6 protein-coding genes are annotated in these 19,724 nt (G+C 67.8%); all 6 read left to right on the forward strand.

The window, feature by feature from the left end:
- Position 1: 1 nt before the first annotated feature.
- On the forward strand, positions 2–673 hold the full coding sequence (locus tag ACFWZ3_RS02445) for a YoaK family protein (RefSeq protein ID WP_439706185.1): 672 nt from the start codon (positions 2–4) through the stop codon (positions 671–673).
- A 71-nt stretch (positions 674–744) separates the two neighbouring features.
- A complete protein-coding gene (locus tag ACFWZ3_RS02450; RefSeq protein WP_439706186.1) occupies positions 745–2,061 on the forward strand; it encodes a replication-associated recombination protein A in 1,317 nt (438 codons plus the stop codon).
- Between the two features lie 336 nt (positions 2,062–2,397).
- Entirely contained in the window at positions 2,398–2,895 is a 498-nt protein-coding gene (locus ACFWZ3_RS02455) for a VOC family protein (RefSeq protein ID WP_439706187.1), read from the forward strand.
- Between the two features lie 221 nt (positions 2,896–3,116).
- Entirely contained in the window at positions 3,117–11,537 is an 8,421-nt protein-coding gene (locus ACFWZ3_RS02460) for an amino acid adenylation domain-containing protein (RefSeq protein ID WP_439706188.1), read from the forward strand.
- Between the two features lie 54 nt (positions 11,538–11,591).
- Positions 11,592–11,801 (forward strand): MbtH family protein, encoded by a 210-nt coding sequence (locus ACFWZ3_RS02465; RefSeq protein WP_439706189.1) that lies wholly within the window; start codon positions 11,592–11,594, stop codon positions 11,799–11,801.
- Between the two features lie 60 nt (positions 11,802–11,861).
- Positions 11,862–19,724: amino acid adenylation domain-containing protein (locus ACFWZ3_RS02470; RefSeq protein ID WP_439706190.1), on the forward strand; the 7,863-nt coding region annotated here is incomplete at its 3' end.

Raw genomic sequence — 19,724 nt, forward strand, 5'->3', positions numbered from 1 at the left:
CATGCCCGTGCTGCGCCAACTGCCGCGCTGGGCGTGGGTGGGTGGCGCCGTGCTCGCCTTCATCGCCGGGCTGGTCAACGCGGCCGGCTACATGGGCTTCCGCCACCAGTCGATCAGCAACCTGACCGGCTCGACCACGCTGCTCGGCATTTCGCTGGGCACCGGGGACGGCGGCGAAGCGCTGCACTGGATGCTTTCCCTGCTGGCCTTCGTCATCGGCGCGATGGCCAGCGGTGCAATCGTGCAGAAAAGCACGCTCAAGCTGGGCCGCCCCTACGGCGTGGCGCTGCTGATCGAGTCGCTGCTGCTTTTCGTCGCCGTGCCGCTGCTGGACCGCGAATGGTCGGCCGGCCTGTGGCTGGCCTCGATGGCCTGTGGCCTGCAGAACGGCATGGTGAGCACCTACAGCGGTGCCGTCTTCCGCACCACCCACGTCTCGGGCATGTTCACCGACCTGGGCATTTACCTGGGTCACCGCCTGCGCGGGCTCGAGGTGGACATGCTGCGCGTGCGCGTCTGCCTGCTGGTGATCGGCAGCTTCATGCTGGGCGGCGTCGCCGGCGCCCTCCTGTTTGCACACCTGCGCGAGCGGAGCTTGTTGATCCCGGCGGTACTGACCGGCCTGTGCGGCGCCCTCTACAGCCTCTACCGTCAACGCACGACATCCCTGTAGGAGCGCACCCTGTGCGCGACCGCGGGCCGGCCCCGCCACGCCCACCACGCGACGGGCGCTATCATCCGGCGATGCCCGAGACCGCCTCCCTTTTTCCCGAATCCGATGCGCTCAAGCCGCTGGCCGAGCGCATGCGTCCGCGCAGCTTCGACGAAATCGTCGGCCAGCCGCGGCTGACCGCGGCCGCCTCGCCGCTGCGCCGCGCATTGGAAGCGGGCAAGGTGCACTCGATGGTGCTGTGGGGCCCGCCAGGTTGCGGCAAGACCACGCTGGCCCTGCTGGTCGCGCGCTACGCCGATGCCGACTTCCGCGCCATCTCCGCCGTGCTCTCCGGCCTGCCGGACGTGCGCAAGGCCCTGGCGGAGGCGGAGGCAAACTTCGCGCAGGGCCGGCGCACGGTGCTGTTCGTGGACGAGGTGCATCGCTTCAACAAAGCGCAGCAGGATGCCTTCCTGCCGCACATCGAACGTGGAGTGATCGTCTTTGTCGGCGCCACCACCGAGAACCCCTCGTTCGAGCTCAACTCCGCGCTCCTCTCGCGCTGCCGTGTCCACGTGCTGGAGGCCGTATCGACCGAGGCGATCGTGGCCGCACTGGAGCGCGCGCTCGCCGACGACGAGCGAGGGCTCGGCCAGATGCACCTCCGGATCGACGCGGAATCGCTGAAGCTGATCGCCCAGGCTGCCGACGGCGACGTGCGCCGCGCGCTCACGCTGCTGGAAATCGCCGCGGAGCTGGCCCACGACGGGCGCATCGACGAGGCGACCCTGACCCAGGTGCTGGCCGACCGCACGCGTCGCTTCGACAAGGGCGGCGAACAGTTCTATGACCAGATATCGGCACTGCACAAATCGGTGCGCTCGTCCGATCCGGATGCGGCCGTGTACTGGCTTTGCCGCATGCTGGACGGCGGTTGCGACCCGCTCTACCTGGCCCGGCGCATGACCCGCATGGCGGTCGAGGACGTCGGCCTGGCCGAGCCGCGCGCCTGGCGCATGGCGCTGGATGCCTGGGACACCTACGAGCGCCTGGGCAGCCCCGAGGGCGAACTGGGCCTCGCGCAGCTCGCCATCTGGCTGGCCATCGCGCCCAAGAGCAATGCCGCCTACATGGCCTACAACAAGGCCCGCGCCGCGGTGCGCGAAACCGGTACGCTCGAGGTCCCCATGCACCTGCGCAACGCCCCCACCAAGCTCATGAAGGGGCTGGGCTACGGCAAGGGCTACCAGTATGACCACGACGTCGCGGGCGGCATCGCGCTGGACCAGCAATGCCTGCCCGATGCCCTGGACGGTACCGTGTTCTACGAGCCCGTCGACCGCGGTCTCGAGCAGAAGCTGCGCGAGAAAATGATCCAGTTGCGTGCTTCGCGACGTCGTAAGCCGTAACGGCTTGCGGATTTTCAGGCGGCCCATACCCGGGACGGACACGCCTTGTTTTAAACGGTTAGCCGCGATTCAGATGATCAGCAAGCCCAGTCCTGGCCGCCGTTGCCGGGGAAGCAAGCGTGGAGGACGGCCTACCCGATGTTCTCGGGTAGTCGCGATCTTCATCTTTCCTTAACGGGTCATGCACGACCTTGCGCCACCTTTCGCGGGCCAGGGATTTGGTCAGTGCGGCATAGCCTCCCGCGGAATCTGTGAGCACAAGCCGGTTTTGCCGCCGGCCGGTCACTACCATGTGGGCCCTTCGGCGGGTCCGCCGAAAAGCTAAGGAATGGCGTAATGAATGGACTCCCCTTTTTGGGCCAGCACGCGGTGCGCCTCGATCACGTGGCGATTGCGGTGAAGGATATCGATCAGGCGATCGGGTTTTACCAGGACGTGCTGGGCATGCACCTGGTCGATCGCAAGCGGATCGCCGGCAAGAAGACAGGCATGGTTTCGGCCGAATTCTCGGCCGGTCAATTCTCGATCGTACTGGTGCAGGGGACCGAGGCCGAGAGCCAGGTCTGCCGTTTCATCGACGAGTACGGTCCCGGCGTCCAGCATGTGGCGATCGAAGTCGACAGCGTCGTCGCCGTCGCCGACAAGCTGCGTGAGCGCGGCATGCAATTCGAGACCAACGTCATCCAGGGGCCGGGCCTGACGCAGATCTTCGCGCGCCGGGATGGCACCTCCGGGGTGATGTTCGAATTCATCGAGCGCACCGCCAACGACGGCTTCAACGAAGAAAGCGTGCGCAGCCTGTTCGAGCAGCTCGAACAGAGCGAAGCCTGCTGATCACCGCGCTGCAAGGCACACGCCGGGCTGCGACAGGCCGGCGGACCGCCGGTACGTCCGTACGAATGCAAGTCCGCAGCGGGGCGCAGTACGTCCTCGCATAGTTTTCCAGCAAGGCGTCGGGGGGCGCCTTGCGACAGCCATATCGGGTTCCAATGAGTGACCGTCCTAGGGAATGGGGGGCACGGGCGCGAGCCGTGCGGGGGGAATGGACAAGCCTGGTGGCCTTGCTTCGCGATCGTGCGGCGAGCCAGGGCGACGATCCGGCGTTTTCGTTTCTCAAGGATGGCGAAGTCGGAGAGGCCGCGCTCAGCTATGGCGAGCTCGACCGTCGCGCGCGTTCGATTGCCGCGCGCCTGCAGCAGCAGGCCACCGCAGGCGACCGCGCGTTGCTGCTTTTTCCGCCCGGCCTGGACTACATCTGCGCCTTCTTCGGATGCCTCTATGCAGGCGTCATCGCGGTTCCCATCTATCCGCCGCAATCCCAGCGCAGTCGCGTCGACCGGCTGCAATCGGTGGTCGCCGATTCGGGCGCGAGCTGGGTGCTCGGCACGACGGAGATCGTCAACGGCCTGACGCAAGAGGTGGAACTGCTGGGTTGCCTGCGCACGCTGGCGACCGACTCCGTCGACGACGCATTGGCCCGGGCGTGGCAGATGCCGGCAGTGGACGCCGACACGATCGCCTTCCTCCAGTACACCTCCGGTTCCACCGGGCAGGCCAAGGGCGTCATGGTCAGCCACGGAAACCTGTTGCACAACGAGGCGCTCATCCGCGACGGCTTCGGCAACGATCGTGACACGGTCGTGGTCGGCTGGTTGCCGCTTTACCACGACATGGGACTGGTCGGAAACGTCCTGCAACCGATCTATCTTGGTGGTCGCGCGGTACTGATGTCGCCGATGGCTTTTCTGCAGAAGCCCTTGCGCTGGCTGCAGGCAGTCTCGCGCTACCGGGCCACGGTCAGTGGCGGCCCCAATTTCGCCTACGAGCTTTGTGCCGAGCGCATCGGCGAAGAGGACATGGCGGAGCTGGATCTTTCCTGCTGGCGCGTCGCCTTCAATGGTTCGGAGCCGATCCGCGCCAGCACGCTCGAACGGTTCGCGCAGGCCTTCGCTCCCTGCGGTTTTCGCGCCGATGCATCCTTTGCCTGCTACGGCCTGGCCGAGTCCACGCTGTTCGTGGCCGGTTCGACGCCGTTGGCACCGACGGTCTCGCTGGATGTCGACCCGACCCAATTACAGCGCCACCGCGTGCTGCGCTCTCAGGCCGGCGATCGGCGCCGGCTGGTGGGGTCGGGACACGCGGATCCGGAGCGCGTGTGCATCGTGCAACCGGAAAGCCGACGCCCCTGCGCGATGGGCGAGGTGGGCGAGATCTGGGTTCGCGGGCCCAGCGTGGCGCAGGGCTACTGGCGCCAACCCGAGTTGAGCGCCGTCACGTTCCAGGCACGCACCGATGCAGGTGATGGCCCGTTCCTGCGCTCCGGCGATTTTGGCTTCGTGCAGGACGGCCAATTGTTCGTCACCGGTCGGCTCAAGGAGCTGATCATCATCCGCGGGCGCAATCATTACCCGCAGGATATCGAGCAGACCGTGCAGACGGCCCATCCAGCTCTGGCGGTAGGTGCAGGCGCCGCCTTCGCCATCGACCAGGATGGCGAAGAGCGGCTGGTCGTGGTGCAGGAAGTCCAGCGCACCCATCTGCGCCAGCTCGATGTGGCGGCAGTGGAACATGCCGTGCACGCCGCGGTCGCCGAGCGACACCAGTTGCAGTTGCACGCGTTGGTGTTGATCAAGCCGATGCGCCTGCCGAAAACCTCCAGCGGCAAGATCAAGCGACGCGAAACCCGGCGACTGTTCGCCGAGCGCCTGCTCGAGAGCCTGAACGCACCGCCGGAACGCACCGCCAAGGTGGCGGAATCGGCGGCCATCTACGGCACGCCGTTCGACCGGCGGGTGTTGGCGACGCTGCCATCGCATGAGCGGGTGTCACGTATCGCGGACCACCTCCGTGCGCTGCTCGGCGACGTGCTGAGGCGACCTGCGGCCGACATCGACGTCAACCTGGCGACGACCGCGCAGGGCCTCGATTCGCTGGCTGCGATCCAGTTGCAGCAACGGATCGAGGAAACCCTGGCCGCCGCGTGCCCGCTCGAATCGCTGCTCGCCGGCACGACTCCGATCGAATTGGCGCGGATGCTGGATGCAGCGGGTGACGAGGGCATGCAGGCGCGCCTGCCATGCGGAGGCCGGGATGAGGGTCCGCTGACGGCCAATCAGGCCTCCATGTGGTTCCTGCAATCGCTCGATCCCGCCAGCCGCGCCTACAACGTGGCCGTGCCCCTGCGGCTGCGCGGCGAACTGCACGAGGCCCGCCTGCAGCAGGCATGGGCGCGTCTTGCCGAACAGCACCCGATGTTGCGCACCCGCTACGTAGTCGTCGACGGCGAGCCGGTACAACGCATCGATGCCGGTTACACGCCTGCCGTCGAGTGGGTCGACGCGACTGGCTGGAACGACGAATCCATCGAGCGCGCCCTGACCGCAGCGGCAGGCGAGGCCTTGTTGCAGGACGGAAGCGTTCCTTTCCGCATCCATGGCTATCGGCGCGCAGCCGACGACCACATCATGCTGGTGGTTGCCCACCACATCGCCGTGGACCTGCGCACGCTCGTGCTGTTGTTCGAGCAGTGGGGCCGGCACTATGCCGCGCGCTGCGAGGCCCGTGAACCGACCGACGCGGGCGCGCGGCACAGCGCGATCGACCTGGCTCTTTGTCAGCGCGACTGGTTCGCGTCGCAGGCGGCTGAGCGGCAATGGTCATACTGGCGCGACCAGTTGGAGGCACCCTTGCCCGTGCTGGGTCTGCCGACCGATCAGCCGCGTCCGGCAATGCGCGATTCTCACGCCGGGGTACATGATTTCGAGCTCGACGCGCCGCTGTCGGCGGCGCTGCGCGAGGTCGCGCGGCAGCACGGCGTCACGCTGTACATGTTGTTGCTGGCCGCTTATCAGGTCTTCCTGCATCACTCCTGTGGGGACGAAGACATCTGCGTGGGGTCGCCGGTTGCCGGGCGTACCCGTGCGGAGTTCGAATCGCTGGCCGGCTACTGCGTCAACACCGTGGTGTTGCGCGGTGACCTTTCCGGCAACCCGCGGTTCGATGCGTTCCTCCGGCAGATCCGCGATCGCGTACTGGGTGCGCTGGCCCACCAGGACCTGCCGTTCGCCACCCTGGTGGAGCGGCTGGTTCCCCAGCGCGACCGGGCGACCACGCCGTTGTTCCAGACCCTGTTCGCGCTGCAGCAGACACCCGACTGGCCCGCTGCATCCGCCTTCGTGCTGGATGGCGCAGGCGCACGGGCCGAACTGGGCGGGCTGGCCGTGGAAGGCATCGCCATGCCACCGCAGGGTTGTCAGTTCGATCTTTCGCTGTTCGTCGCCGATGCCGGCGATCGTTTGCAGGCCCGGTTCGAGTACGCGAGCGCGCTGTTCGCGCCGGCGCGCATTGCGGCCATGGGCGAGCAGTTCGCCTGTCTTCTGCAGGCGATCGCATCGATGCCTACCGCGCGCTTGTCCGGGTTGCCGCTGCTGTCGGTGCAGCCGGCCGCGGTGGTGCCCGGGACGTTGCCTGCGGCCGGTGCCGATCCGGCAATCGCCCTGGTCGAACAGATCATGCGCCAGGCGGGACAGCACCCGGATACGCTGGCGCTCATTTGCGATGGCGAGCGCCTCAGCTATGCGCGTCTGGAGCGCGAATCTGCCGAGCTGGCCAGCCGACTACAGGCGCAAGGCGTTTCCATCGGATCGAGAGTCGGCTTGCACCTGGCGCGCAAGGCGCACGCCTATGTCGCCGTATTGGCGGTGCTCAAGTGCGGTGCGACCTGCGTGCCGCTCGATCCCGCCTATCCGCCCGCGCGACTGGCGCAGATGGCCCAACTGGGCTGCCTGAACCTTCTATTGACCGATGCGACGGAGAGCGCGGCCGCGTGGCCGGCGGACCTTCCGCGTCTCGATCCGCGTCTGCGGACGAGTGACCGGTTCCTGCCGCCCTCACTGGTGACGCTGGCCGCCAGCGCGCTACCGGTCTATCTGTTGTTCACGTCCGGCTCGACGGGAACACCCAAGGGCGTATTGATGAACCAGGGCACGCTGGCGAATCTGCTGCGCTGGCATCAGCGTGCGATGCCGCTGGAGGCCGGCGCCCGGGTCAGCCAGTTCGCCTCGCTCAACTTCGACGTCGCGTTCCAGGAGATCCTTTCGACCTGGACCGTTGGCGCCACGCTGGTGGTGGCTTCCCAGGAGCAGCGCCTCGATCCCGAAGCACTGCTGGCCTTGTTGCGGGAAGAGGGTGTGCAGCGGGCATTCCTCCCGGTGGTGGCGATGCAGCAACTGGCCAGGCATGCCGTTGCGCACGCGGCCATGCCGCGGGCGTTGCGCGAGGTGGTCTGTGCTGGCGAGGCCTTGCAGATCGGCCCGTCGGTGCGCGCTTTCTTCGCGGCGTTGCCCGGCGCCAGCCTGTACAACCATTACGGACCGACCGAAAGCCACGTGGTGACGTGTCATCGCCTGCATGGCGATCCCGCCGGATGGCCGGCGACGCCGCCCATCGGCGCTCCGATCGACAACGTGTGCGTGCATCTACTGGATCGCTACGGGCGACCGGTGCCGGAAGGCGCTCGCGGCGAAATCTTCCTTGCGGGCGCGGGCCTGGCCCACGGTTATGCCGAACGCGGTCGGCTGACCGCTGAGCGGTTCGTCCCCGACCCGTTCACGGGTGGCGGCGCGCGGATGTATCGCACCGGCGACTTGGGCCGCCGGCTGCCGGATGGGGCGATCGAATACCTCGGTCGCATCGATTTCCAGGTGCAGTTGCGTGGATTCCGCGTGGAGCCGGGCGAAATCGAGGCGCAGTTGCTGGCGCTGGCAGGCGTTGGTGAAGCGGTGGTGGTCGTGTGCGAGGCTCGTCCCGGCGAGCCGGGGCTGGTGGCGTACGTGGTGGCCGCGGACGGGCACCTGCTGGAGCGGTCGCAACTGCGCGCGTGGCTGCGCGAACGGCTGCCCGACTACATGGTTCCCGCACATATCGTGGCGTTGCCCGGCCTTCCCCTGACCGCCAACGGCAAGGTGGACAAGCGGGCGTTGCCGCCGCCGGAAGGCGAACCGCAGGACGGTGACGATGATCCGCCGGTTGGCGCCACGGAGATCGAGGTCGCGCGGCTCTGGGCCGACGTGCTCGGCGTGGAGCAGGTGGGACGCGCACAGAACTTCTTTGCCAGCGGTGGTCATTCGTTGCTGGCGACCCGGCTGGTAATGCGCCTGCGTGAGGCGTTCGGCGCAACGCTGCCGGTCAGCGCGCTGTTCGAAGCGCCCACCGTGGCCGGACTGGCCGCGCGTATCGACGCAATGCCGGCCATGGACCTGCCGCCGCTCGAAACCGTGGCGCGCGGCAAACCGCTGCCCCTGTCGCACGCCCAGCAACGATTGTGGCTGGTCGACCAGATGGAAGGCGCCAGTGCGGCCTACAACATGCCTGCCGCCTTCCATCTGGATGGCGAGCTGGACGTTGCGGCGCTGCGGGCGAGCTTCCAGCGCATCGTGCAGCGCCACGAGATCCTGCGCACCCGGTTCGCCGATCACCATGGCGATCCGATGCAATGGATTGCCGACGATTGCAGCGTGACACTGGAGACGGATGACATCGGGCCCGGTGCCATCGACACCGCCATCGAGCGGCACGCGCAGGCACCCTTCCGCCTGCAGGACGGTGGCCTGCTCCGGATCGCCTTGCTCAGGATCGCGCGCGACCGGCACCTGCTGCTGGTGAACATGCACCACATCATTGCCGACGGCTGGTCGATCGGTGTGCTGGTGCGCGAGTTGATGGAGTGTTACGCGGCCGAGCGCGACGGTCGAGAGCCCGCGCTGCCCGACTTGCCGGTGCAATACGCCGACTACGCCCAGTGGCAGCGCGCCTGGCTCAAGCGCACCGCGGCGACGCAGCTTGCTTACTGGCGCGGCCAGCTCGGCGGCCTGCCGCCATTGCTGGAACTGCCCGGCGACCGCCCGCGCCCGCCGGTGCAGAGCTACCGGGGCGGGTTGCACCGCTTCCGCCTGCCGGCTGCGCTGGCCGGGCAGATACAGGCGTTCAGCCAGGCGCACGGGGCGACGCTGTTCATGACGTTGATGGCCGCCTACCAGGTGTTGCTGGCGCGCCATTCGGGCCAGACCGACATCGCCGTGGGCACGCCTGTGGCCAACCGAGACCGCGCCGAGCTCGAACATCTGATCGGCTTCTTCGTGAACACGGTCGTGGTGCGCGGACGCCTGGATGGCGCCGTGTCGTTCGTCGATGTGCTGCACCAGGTGCGGGACACGACGGTAGATGCGCAACGCAACCAGGACCTGCCATTCGAGCAACTGGTCGAGGAACTGCGTCCGGCGCGCAGCCTCAGCCATGCGCCGTTGTTCCAGGTGATGTTCCTGCAGCACGACGGAGCCCTGGCCGAGTTCGCACTCCCTGGTCTGGCCGTGCGTTCGGCGGGGGAGGGCCACCGCATCGCCCGCTTCGATCTGGCGCTGAACGTGGAGTCGCGCGACGATGCCCTGCACGCGTGGTTCGACTACGCGAGCGACCTCTTCGATGCCTCGCGCATCGAGCGATTGGCCGGCGATTACGTCCGCCTGCTGGAAGCGGCCATGGCCCGGCCGGAACGGTCCTGGCGGCGGCTGCCGATGCTCGACGATGCAGCGATCGCCCAGCAACTGCGCCCCCAGCTTGCGTTGTCACCACCGGTTGATCCGGCGTTGTGCGTGCATCAGCTGTTCGAACGACAGGTCGATGAGAATTCGCAGGCGCCCGCCGCGATCTGCGGCGATGCCTCGCTCAGCTACGGCGACCTCGAGGCACACGCCAACCGCATCGCGCACTTCCTGCGGGGGCAGGGCATCGGTGCCGAGGATCATGTCGGCGTCTGGATGGAGCGCTCACCGGACCTGCTCGCGTGCCTGCTCGGCATCTGGAAGGCCGGTGCGGTGTACGTGCCGCTGGACCCCGGATATCCGCAAGAACGGCTCGCCTTCATCGTGCGTGATGCCGGCATGCGACTGGTGTTGACGCACGCGCAGATCGCCGATGTCCTGGAAAGCCCGGGCGGCCGGATCGTCTGCCTCGATCGTCTGGGTGCTGCGCTGGAGAGCCAGCCGCACGAGCGGCCAGCGGTGCACGTGCATGGCCTGCACCCGGCGTACGTGATCTACACCTCCGGCTCCACCGGACGGCCCAAGGGCGTGCAGGTACTGCAAGGCGGCTTGTGCGAGTTGCTGCTGGGGCTGTGCCGGCGTTTCTCGGTCGGCCCGCGCGACAGCATGCCGAGCCTGGCCTCGCACGCCTTCGGTATCTCGTTCGTCGAGCTGCTGCTGCCACTGGTGGCCGGCGGACACACCCGCATCCTGGAGCGCGAAGTCGTGCTCGACACCGGGCGGCTTGCCGGCGAACTGGATCGGGTGAGCCTTGCGCATCTGGTGCCGAGCCTGATGCGGCGGGTACTCGATCACCTGGACGGGGAGCGGCAAGCTCCTGCCTTTGATCGGCTCCGGCACGTGTTCGTCGGTGGCGACGCCGTTCCTGCGGCCTTGCTGGCGCAGATGGAACGGCGCTTTCCCTCCGCGCAGGTGGTCGAGTTCTACGGGCAGACCGAGACCACGATCCTGTCCTGCCACGCACCGCAGGAAGGTCATCGACACCCGGGCAACGTGATCGGCACCCGCTTGCCACACGCGCAGGCCTATGTTCTGGACGACAGCTTGCAACTGGTGCCGCAGGGGCGCGTGGGCGAGATCCACATCGCCGGCCGCGCTATCGCGCGGGGCTATCTGGGGCGGGCGTCGCTTACCGCCGAGCGCTTCGTGCCCGACCCGTTCGGCGAAAGCCCGGGCGCGCGTCTTTACCGCACGGGCGATCTTGGGCGGTTGTTGCCCGACGGGCGCATCGAATACGTCGGGCGTGCCGATTTCCAGGTCAATGTCCGCGGCTTCCGCATCGAGCTTGGCGAGATCGAGGCACAGCTGCGCGAAGAGCCCGGCGTGACGGGGGCGGTGGTCACCGCGGTCGAAGACGACGCGGGTGAGCGTCGCCTGATCGCATACCTGGTCGCCGCCGCGGGCGACGTGGCCTTGCCGGCGCTTCGCACCCGGCTGCGTGCTGCCTTGCCGGACTACATGGTGCCGGCGCGGTTCGTCGTCCTGGACGCGCTTCCGCTCAACGCCAACGGCAAGCTGGACCGCAGGGCCCTGCCCGATCCGGATCCCACGCAAGCCGCCGCGGACTACGTGGCGCCGCGCGACGAGACCGAACAGGACCTTGCCGACATGTGGGCCGATGTACTGGGCGTGCCGCGGGTGGGCGTGCACGACAACTTCTTCGATCTCGGCGGCCATTCGCTGCTGGCCGCACAAGCCATGGCCCGCGCTCGTAGTGCGTTCGGCGAAGAGCTGAGCGTGCAGGATTTCTTCGAGGCGCAGACCGTGGCCGACTTCGCGGCGCGCATCGTGGCGATCCGCCGCAACCGCACTCTGCTCGAGCAGGTGACGGCAGCCGCCGAAGAGTCGCCCGACGAATTCGAAGGCTTCGTCATCTGACGAGGTCGCTGGACAGACAACGGCCCGAAAACGGGCCTCCATGGAGGAATGGCAATGAGCGAAGAAGCAACCGAGCAGTTCCTGGCGGTAGTCAACCACGAAGAGCAGTACTCGATCTGGTCGGCCGACCGCGAGATTCCGGCCGGCTGGAAAGCCACCGGCAAGCAGGGCAGCAAGGAAGAGTGCCTGGCCTATATCGAAGAGGTGTGGACCGACATGCGCCCACTGAGCCTGCGCAAGCTGATGGCGGACGCATCGGCCTGACCGGCGCCCCCGGCGGGTGATCTGCTTCCACGTAGCTGCGGCTTTTCAGGAAAAAACGGAATGGACATCTCAAGCGTGCTGGCACAGTTGAGCGACGCCGGCATCCGGCTGGCTTCCAGGGACGGCCAATTGCAGGTCAGTGCGCCCAGGGGGGCCATGACAGCCGCGTTGCATACGCTGTTGTCGTCGCACAAGGCGCAGCTCCTGGACCTGCTGGAAGGCCAGGCGCGCGCCCGCGCGCAGGTGCTTGAGCCGGTGCCGCGCGAGGGCCGGCTGCCACTGTCGCTGGCGCAACGACGGTTGTGGTTCCTGGAGCAACTGGACGGCCCCAACACGGTCTACAACAAGCTGGTGCCGCTGGTGCTGGAGGGTGAGCTGGACGAGTCCGCGCTGCGCGAGGCTCTGGCGGCGATCGTGGCGCGGCACGAGGCGCTGCGTTGCCGGTTCGCGGTCGAACGTGGTCAGCCGTACGTCGAGGTGGCCGACATGCTCGAGGTGCCGCTGCAGCGGCGCGAAGTGGCCCAGACGCAATTGCCCGAGGCGCTGGCGGCCGAGTCGATGCAGCCGTTCTCGCTGGATGCCTGGCCGCTGTTGCGGGTGTCGTTATGGCGTGTCGCCGAGCGGCGTCATGTCCTGGTGCTGTCAATCCACCACGCAGTCTCCGATGGCTGGTCGATGGGCGTGCTGGTGCGCGAGTTCTGTGCGCTTTACGCAGGCTACCGTTCGGGGCGGTACGCGCCATTGCCGCCATTGCGCGTGCAGTACGTGGACTATGCGGCATGGCAGCGCCGCTGGGTCGAGGGCGAGGAATTCGCGCGCTACCTGGACTATTGGCGCGAGCACCTGCGCGAAGCGCCGCCGCTGCTGGAACTGCCGACCGACCGCCCGCGCCCGCCGGTGCAGGGCGTGACCGGCGACACGCTCGTCTTCGATCTGCCCGACCTGCTGGTGTCAGGACTCAGGTCGCTGGCACGCGAGCGCAACGTGTCGCTGTACATGCTGACGCTGGCGGTGTTCAAGGTGCTGCTGGCGCGCTACACGGGCCAGCCAGATATCGTGGTAGGCACGCCGGTGGCCAATCGCGAGCATGCGGAGCTCGAAGGCGTCATCGGCTTCTTCGCCAACACGTTGGTGTTGCGGAATACGGTCGATGCGAGCGAGCCATTCACCGCGTTCCTGGAGCGCCTGAAGCACGGCACGCTGGAAGCCTTCGCGCACCAGTCGGTGTCCTTCGAGCAACTGGTGGAGGAACTGCAGCCGGCGCGCAGCATGGCGTATGCGCCCCTGGTGCAGGTGTCGTTCGCCCTGCAGAACGCCCCCATCGGGGCGGTGCAGTTGCCGGGGCTCGAAGCGCGCTTGCTGGATGCGCCGACGCAAACGGCCAAGTACGACCTGACGCTGGAACTGGAGGAATCGGCGACAGGCCTGAAGGGCCGCCTGGAGTACCGCTGCGAGTTGTTCGATCACCCGACCATGGAACGGCTGCGTGAGCATTTTCTGGCCCTGGCGCAGGCGGTGGTAGCGGCGCCGGCGACGCGCGTGGACCGCTTGCCGATGCTGTCCGGGGACGAGCGGACACACCTGGTCCGGGCGTGGAACGCGACGGCGACCGCGCCGGCCGGCGCCGGCTGGGTACACACGCGCATCGCCGCCCAGGCGCGCAGCACACCGGACGCGCCGGCGCTGGTGTTCGAAGATCAGGTGATGGACTACGGCAGCCTGGAGGCAGCCTCGAACCGGTTGGCCCAATACCTGCGCGGCCGCGGGGTCGGCCCGGAAACGATCGTCGCGGTTTCGCAGGAGCGCTCGTTCGAGCTGGTGATCAGCCTGCTGGCGGTGATGAAGGCCGGCGGCGCCTATCTGCCGGTGGCACCAGACTATCCGCCCGAGCGGCTCGGCTACCTGCTTGAGGACGCGCGGCCGCTGCTGATGCTCACCACCGGGGCGATCGCTGCGAACCTGCCGTCCGATGCGCTGCCCATGGTGTGCGTGGACCGCGACTACGCGCAATGGGCCTCGCTACCGGCCACCGAACCGGCGGTCGCGCTGGCGCACGACCATCTGATCTACGTCTTCTACACCTCCGGTTCCACCGGCAAGCCCAAGGGCACGATGAATACCCACGGCGCCGTGTGCAACCGGCTCGTGTGGATGCAGAAGGAGGTGCCTGTCGCGCCTGGCGAGCGCGTGCTGGCCAAGACGCCGTTCAATTTCGATATCTCCGTCTGCGAGATGTTCTGGCCCCTGATGGCGGGTGCGACGCTGGTGATCGCGCAGCCTGATGGCCACCGCGACCCGGCCTACCTGCGCCGGTTGATCGTGGAGCAGGGCGTGACCACCGCCCACTTCGTTCCGTCCATGCTGCAGGTGTTTCTCAACGAGCCCGGCCTGGAGACCCTCGGCCTGCGACGCACCGTGTCCGGTGGCGAGGCGCTTCCGCAGGCGCTGGCACAGCGCCTGTTCCAGGCCATGCCGCAGGTGCAGGTCATCCACAACCTCTACGGCCCTACCGAGGCCGCGATCGAAGTCAGCGCATGGCGCTGCACGCGCGAGAGCGTGGAAGGCGGCGTGCTGATCGGGCACCCGATCGACAACCTGCGCCTGCACGTGCTCGATCCACAGATGGAGCCGGTGCCGCTTGGTGTGGCGGGCGAGCTGTTCATCGGCGGCATGGGCCTGGCTCGCGGCTATCTGGGTCGCCCCGGCCTGACCGCGGACAAGTTCGTGCCCGACCCGTTCAGTGGCGACGGTGGCCGCCTCTACGCCACGGGCGACAGCGTCCGGCGCCGCGCGGATGGCCAGATCGAATACCTGCAGCGACTCGACTTCCAGGTGAAGATCCGCGGCTTCCGCATTGAACTGGGCGAGATCGAAGCGGCCTTGCGCGAGCAGCCGGGCGTGCGCGAAGCGGTCGTGCTTGCGCCAGCCGATGCGGCAGGCGAGAAGCGCCTGGTGGCGTACGTGACCGGCGCCCAGGCACCGTCGGAGGAGACGTTGCGTGCGGCGCTGTCGATGCGCCTGCCCGATTACATGGTGCCGACGCGACTGGTGCGGCTGGAGGCGCTGCCGTTGTCGTCCAACGGCAAGCTCGATCGCAAGGCGCTGCCGGCCGTGGATCTGGCCGAAGCCAGCGACATCGCCTACCTAGCGCCGCGCAACGATACCGAGGCACGCCTGGCATCGATCTGGGCCGAGGTGCTGCGTCGCGAGACGCCGATCGGTATCGGCGACGATTTCTTCCGCATCGGCGGCCACTCGCTGCTGGCCACGCAGGTAATGTCGCGGATTCGCGAGTGGCTGGGCGTGGAACTGCCGGTGCGGCAGTTGTTCGACACGCCAACCATTGCGGGGTTGGCGGGGGCCGTGGCTGCCGCCGGCGCGACGGCGGGCCCGTCACTGGAGCGCGTCGCCGATCGCGAGGCCATGCCGCTGTCGTTTGCGCAGCAGCGGTTGTGGTTCCTCTACCAGCTCGAAGGCCCGAGCGCGGCCTACAACATGCCGGTCGCGATCGACTTGCACGGGCAGCTCGACATCGGTGCATTGCGCGCTGCGCTGCAGGACATTGTCGATCGGCATGAGGCGTTGCGCACGGCCTTCATCGAGCGTGACGGCATCGGCCTGCAGCAGATCGCACCCGTGCTTCATCTGGACATACCACTGCTGGAGATCGGTCGCGACGCCCTGCAGGCGCATATCGACCAGGATGCAGGAGCGCCGTTCGACCTCCCGAGGGCGCCGCTGTTCCGGGCACGCATCCTGCGCCTGGCACCGGACGAGCACGTGCTGCTGGTCAACATGCACCACATCGTCTCGGACGGCTATTCGCTGGGCGTGCTGGTCGACGAGCTGGGACGCGGTTACCGGGCGCGGCTGGGCGGCACGGCGGCGACCCTGCCGGCGCTGCCGGTGCAATACGCCGACTTTGCGCACTGGCAGCGCGAACGCCTCCAGGGCGAGGCGTTGCAGGCGGAAGTGGAGCACTGGAAGGGCGTGCTCGAAGGCGCGCCGACCCTGCTGCCGCTGCCGACCGACCGCGTTCGCCCGCCGGTGCAGAGCTACCGCGGCGCGGTGCACAGCGAATGGTTGCCACGTGCGTTGTGTGATCGCCTGCATGCACTGGGTCAGTCGCAGGGAGCGACGTTGTACATGGTCCTGCTGGCGGCGTTCGATGTGCTGCTGGCGCGTTACGCGGACATCGACGACATCGCCGTCGGCAGCTCCATCGCCAACCGCAACCGACCGGAACTGGAAGGGTTGATCGGCTTTTTCGTCAACACCCTGGTCGTGCGAACGCGGGTGGACAAGGCGGCGTCGTTCACGACACTGCTGGAGCAGGTGCGCGAGACAGTGCTGACAGCCTATGCGCACCAGGATCTTCCATTCGAGCACCTGGTCGAGGCCCTGCAGCCCGTGCGCAGCATGAGCCAGTCGCCCTGGTTCCAGGTAATGCTGGTGCTGCAGAACACCCCGATGGGGGCGCTGGAGCTTCCCGGGTTGGAGCTGTCCATTCGCGACCCGCAGATCAAGGTCGCCAAGTACGACCTCAGCCTTTACCTGACCGAAACCGAGCGGGGGCTGCGGGCCGACCTGGAGTACGCCACGGATCTGTTCGACGAGCCGAGCATGGCGCGACTGCTGGACCATTACCAGGTGTTGCTGGAAGCGGTCGTGACCACGCCGAAGCGTGCGGTGGGCGAATTGTCGATGGTGGCGTCGGCCGAGCACGAGCGGCTGATGTCGTGGGCCACCCCGACAGGGGCGACCGAACCGGGTGCGGTTTGCGTGCATCGCCTGTTCGAAGCGTGTGCATTGCGCACGCCAGAGGCAGTCGCCGTGCGCGATGGCGACGCCAGCCTGAGTTATGCCGAGCTCGACGCCGCCGCGAACCGGTTGGCGCACGCGCTGATCGCCCACGGCGTGACCCCGGAGGCGCCGGTTGGCCTGTTGCTTGAGCGCTCGATGGCCATGGCGGTGGGCTTCCTCGGCATCCTCAAGGCCGGTGGGGCGTACGTGCCGTTGAACCCGGAGCTGCCCGACGGGCGCCTCGAGGCAATGCTGGAGGACATTCGACCCCGGGTGCTGGTGAGCACGCGGGCGCTGGCGCAAAGGTTGACGGACCAGGCCGCGATGGTGCTGGACCTGGATGACGTGATGACCGCGCCCGCGTGGCCGACGACCACCCCGGCGGCGAGCGGCCAGGTGCGGCCGGACCAGTTGGCGTATGTGATCTTCACCTCCGGCTCCACCGGCCGGCCCAAGGGCGTGTTGGTGCAGCACGGGTCGATCGGTTCCAACTACCGTGCCTGGGCGCAGGTGTACCGCCTGGAACAGGATGTCCGCCGGCACCTGCAGATGGCCGGGTTCGGCTTTGACGTGTGCATCGGCGACATGGTGCGCGCGCTGTGTTCGGGTGGCGAGCTGACGATCTGCCCCAAGGCGACATTGCTTGATGCTTCGGCGCTGACCGCGCTGATCCGCGCTCGCGCCATCGACTATGCCGAATTCGTGCCTATCGTGTTGCGTCACGTGGCGTCTTACCTGCACGAGCAGGGAGAGCGCCTTGCCGGGCTGAAGATCCTGGTGACCGGTTCGGACGTGCTTTATGCCGAAGACCTGGAGCTCGTGCACCGGGTCACCGAGCCGGCCACCGCGGTGTTCAACTCCTACGGCCTGACCGAGGCCGCCGTGGACAGCACGTGCTATCTCACCGATCCGGCCCGTTCCCTGTCCGGAGGCTCGGTCCCGGTCGGCGCGCCGCTGCCCGGCGTGTGGGCCTATGTTCTGGACGATCGCCTGCAGCTTTGCCCGCAGGGCGTGCCGGGTGAGTTGTACGTGGGTGGCCCGACACTCGCGCGCGGCTACCTGGGCGACCCGGCGCGTACGGCCGGGCGCTTCGTGCCCAATCCGTTCGACGCGGGTGGGCGGCTCTACCGCAGTGGCGATCTGGCGCGCTGGCGCAGTGACGGCCAGCTGGAGCTGCTGGGACGTAGCGATTACCAGGTGAAGATCCGCGGCTTCCGCATCGAACTGAGCGAGGTCGAGCAGGTGCTGCGCAGCCTCCCTGGCGTGGAGGACACCGTGGTACTGGCATGGCCGCGGCCAGGCGGGCCGCAACTGGTGGCCTATGTCGTCGGCGCGCAGGCCGGCCTGGAGGGCGCCGACCTGCGGCGCCAGTTACAGGGCTTGCTTCCCGATTACATGGTGCCTGCGGCTTGCGTGGTGCTCGACGCGTTGCCGCAGTCGAGCAACGGCAAGATCGACCGTAAAGCGTTGCCCGCGCCCGACTTCGCCGAGGCTGCCACGCAGGTGCCGCCGCGCACGCCACAGGAAGCGCGGCTGTGCGCGCTCTGGGCGCAGGTGCTGGGGCTGGACACCGTCGGCATCCATGACAACTTCTTTGCACTGGGGGGCCATTCGCTGCTCGCCACCCAGGTGGTGGCGCGCCTGCGCCAGCCCGGAGGCCAGTCGCCGCCGGTGCGCTGGCTGTTCGAAGCGCCGACGGTGGCCGAACTGGCACTGCGGCTGGGCGAGGCCGAGCAGGCGGCGACCGCGCCAGCGCTGCAGCCATGGCCACGCGAGGGCAACCTGCCACTGTCGTTCGCGCAGCGGCGCCTGTGGTTCATCGACCAGTTGGAGGGTGCCAATGCGGCCTACAACATTCCGGCCGCATTGCGCTTGCGCGGCCGACTGAATCTGGCGGCACTGCGCGCGGGCATCCAGGCGGTGGTCGATCGCCACGAGACATTGCGCACGACTTTCGCCATGGTCGAAGGCGAGCCGGTGCAGGTCATTGCCGCCACGTTGCCAATGGACGTGCCGGTGCGGGCCTGCGCACCTTCGCAGGTGCTGGCGCAGGCTCAGATCTTCGCCCAGCGGCCGTTCGACCTCGCGCGAGGTCCCCTGCTGCGCGCCGAGCTGCTGCAAGTGGGCGTGGACGAGCACGTGCTCCTTACCAACATGCACCACATCATTTCCGATGGATGGTCCATCGGCGTGCTGGTGAGCGAGTTCGTGGCGCACTACACGGCCTCCGTGCAAGGCAGCTCGGCGACGTTGGCGGCACTGCCAATCCAGTACGCCGACTTCGCGCAATGGCAGCGCCAGTGGCTGCAGGGCAGTGCATTGCAACGGCAGCAGTCGTACTGGCGCGAGCAACTGGGTGGGTTGCCGCCGTTGCTGAGGTTGCCGACCGATCGTCCGCGTCCGCCGGTGCAGGGCATGGCCGGCGCGAGCCATGCGTTCATCTTGCCGCCGCGGTTGGCCGGTGCGCTGCGCCAGCTTGGCCAGTCGCGCGGTGCCACGTTGTTCATGACGCTGCTGGCGGCATTCAAGGTGGTGCTGGCGCGCTATGCCAACCAGGACGACATCGCGGTCGGCACGCCGATCGCCAACCGGACGCGGCCGGAGCTGGAAGGGCTGATCGGCTTCTTCGTCAACACGCTGGTGCTGCGCAGCCGGGTTGGGCCGGAACAGAGTTTCGAGCAGTTGCTCGATGCGGTGCGTTCGACCGCGCTGGCCGCGTACGAGCACCAGGACCTGCCGTTTGAGCAACTGGTGGAGTTCCTCAAACCCGAGCGCAGTCTCAGCCACTCGCCGCTGTTCCAGGTGATGTTCGTACTTCAGAACAACGCGCGGCGCGAGCTTTCCTTGCCGAGCCTGGAAGCGACGCTGGTCGAGCCGGAGGAGCGCGTGACGCCCTTCGACCTGACTCTGGAAATGGACGAAGGCGAGGAAGGCTCCATCGGCGCACGGCTGGCCTACCGCACCGACCTGTTCGACGCGGCCACCATTGCGCAGCTGGCGGGACATTACCTGACCCTGCTCGAAGCCGTAGTCGCAGCGCCGCAGGCCCGCCTGTCGGCGCTGGAGATGGTGCCGCCGGAGGAGCGCGCACGTCTGCGCGAGCCTTACGGCGAACGCACC

Origin of the sequence: Frateuria sp. GZRR35, from assembly GCF_051900415.1 — a bacterium.
Taxonomy (GTDB): Bacteria; Pseudomonadota; Gammaproteobacteria; order Xanthomonadales; family Rhodanobacteraceae; genus Frateuria_A.

Excerpts from the sequence above, each read along its gene's own strand:
- ACFWZ3_RS02445 (WP_439706185.1), top strand. The coding sequence starts at position 2 with ATGCCCGTGCTGCGCCAACTGCCGCGCTGGGCGTGGGTGGGTGGCGCC.
- ACFWZ3_RS02450 (WP_439706186.1), top strand. The coding sequence starts at position 745 with ATGCCCGAGACCGCCTCCCTTTTTCCCGAATCCGATGCGCTCAAGCCG.
- ACFWZ3_RS02455 (WP_439706187.1), top strand. The coding sequence starts at position 2,398 with ATGAATGGACTCCCCTTTTTGGGCCAGCACGCGGTGCGCCTCGATCAC.
- ACFWZ3_RS02465 (WP_439706189.1), top strand. The coding sequence starts at position 11,592 with ATGAGCGAAGAAGCAACCGAGCAGTTCCTGGCGGTAGTCAACCACGAA.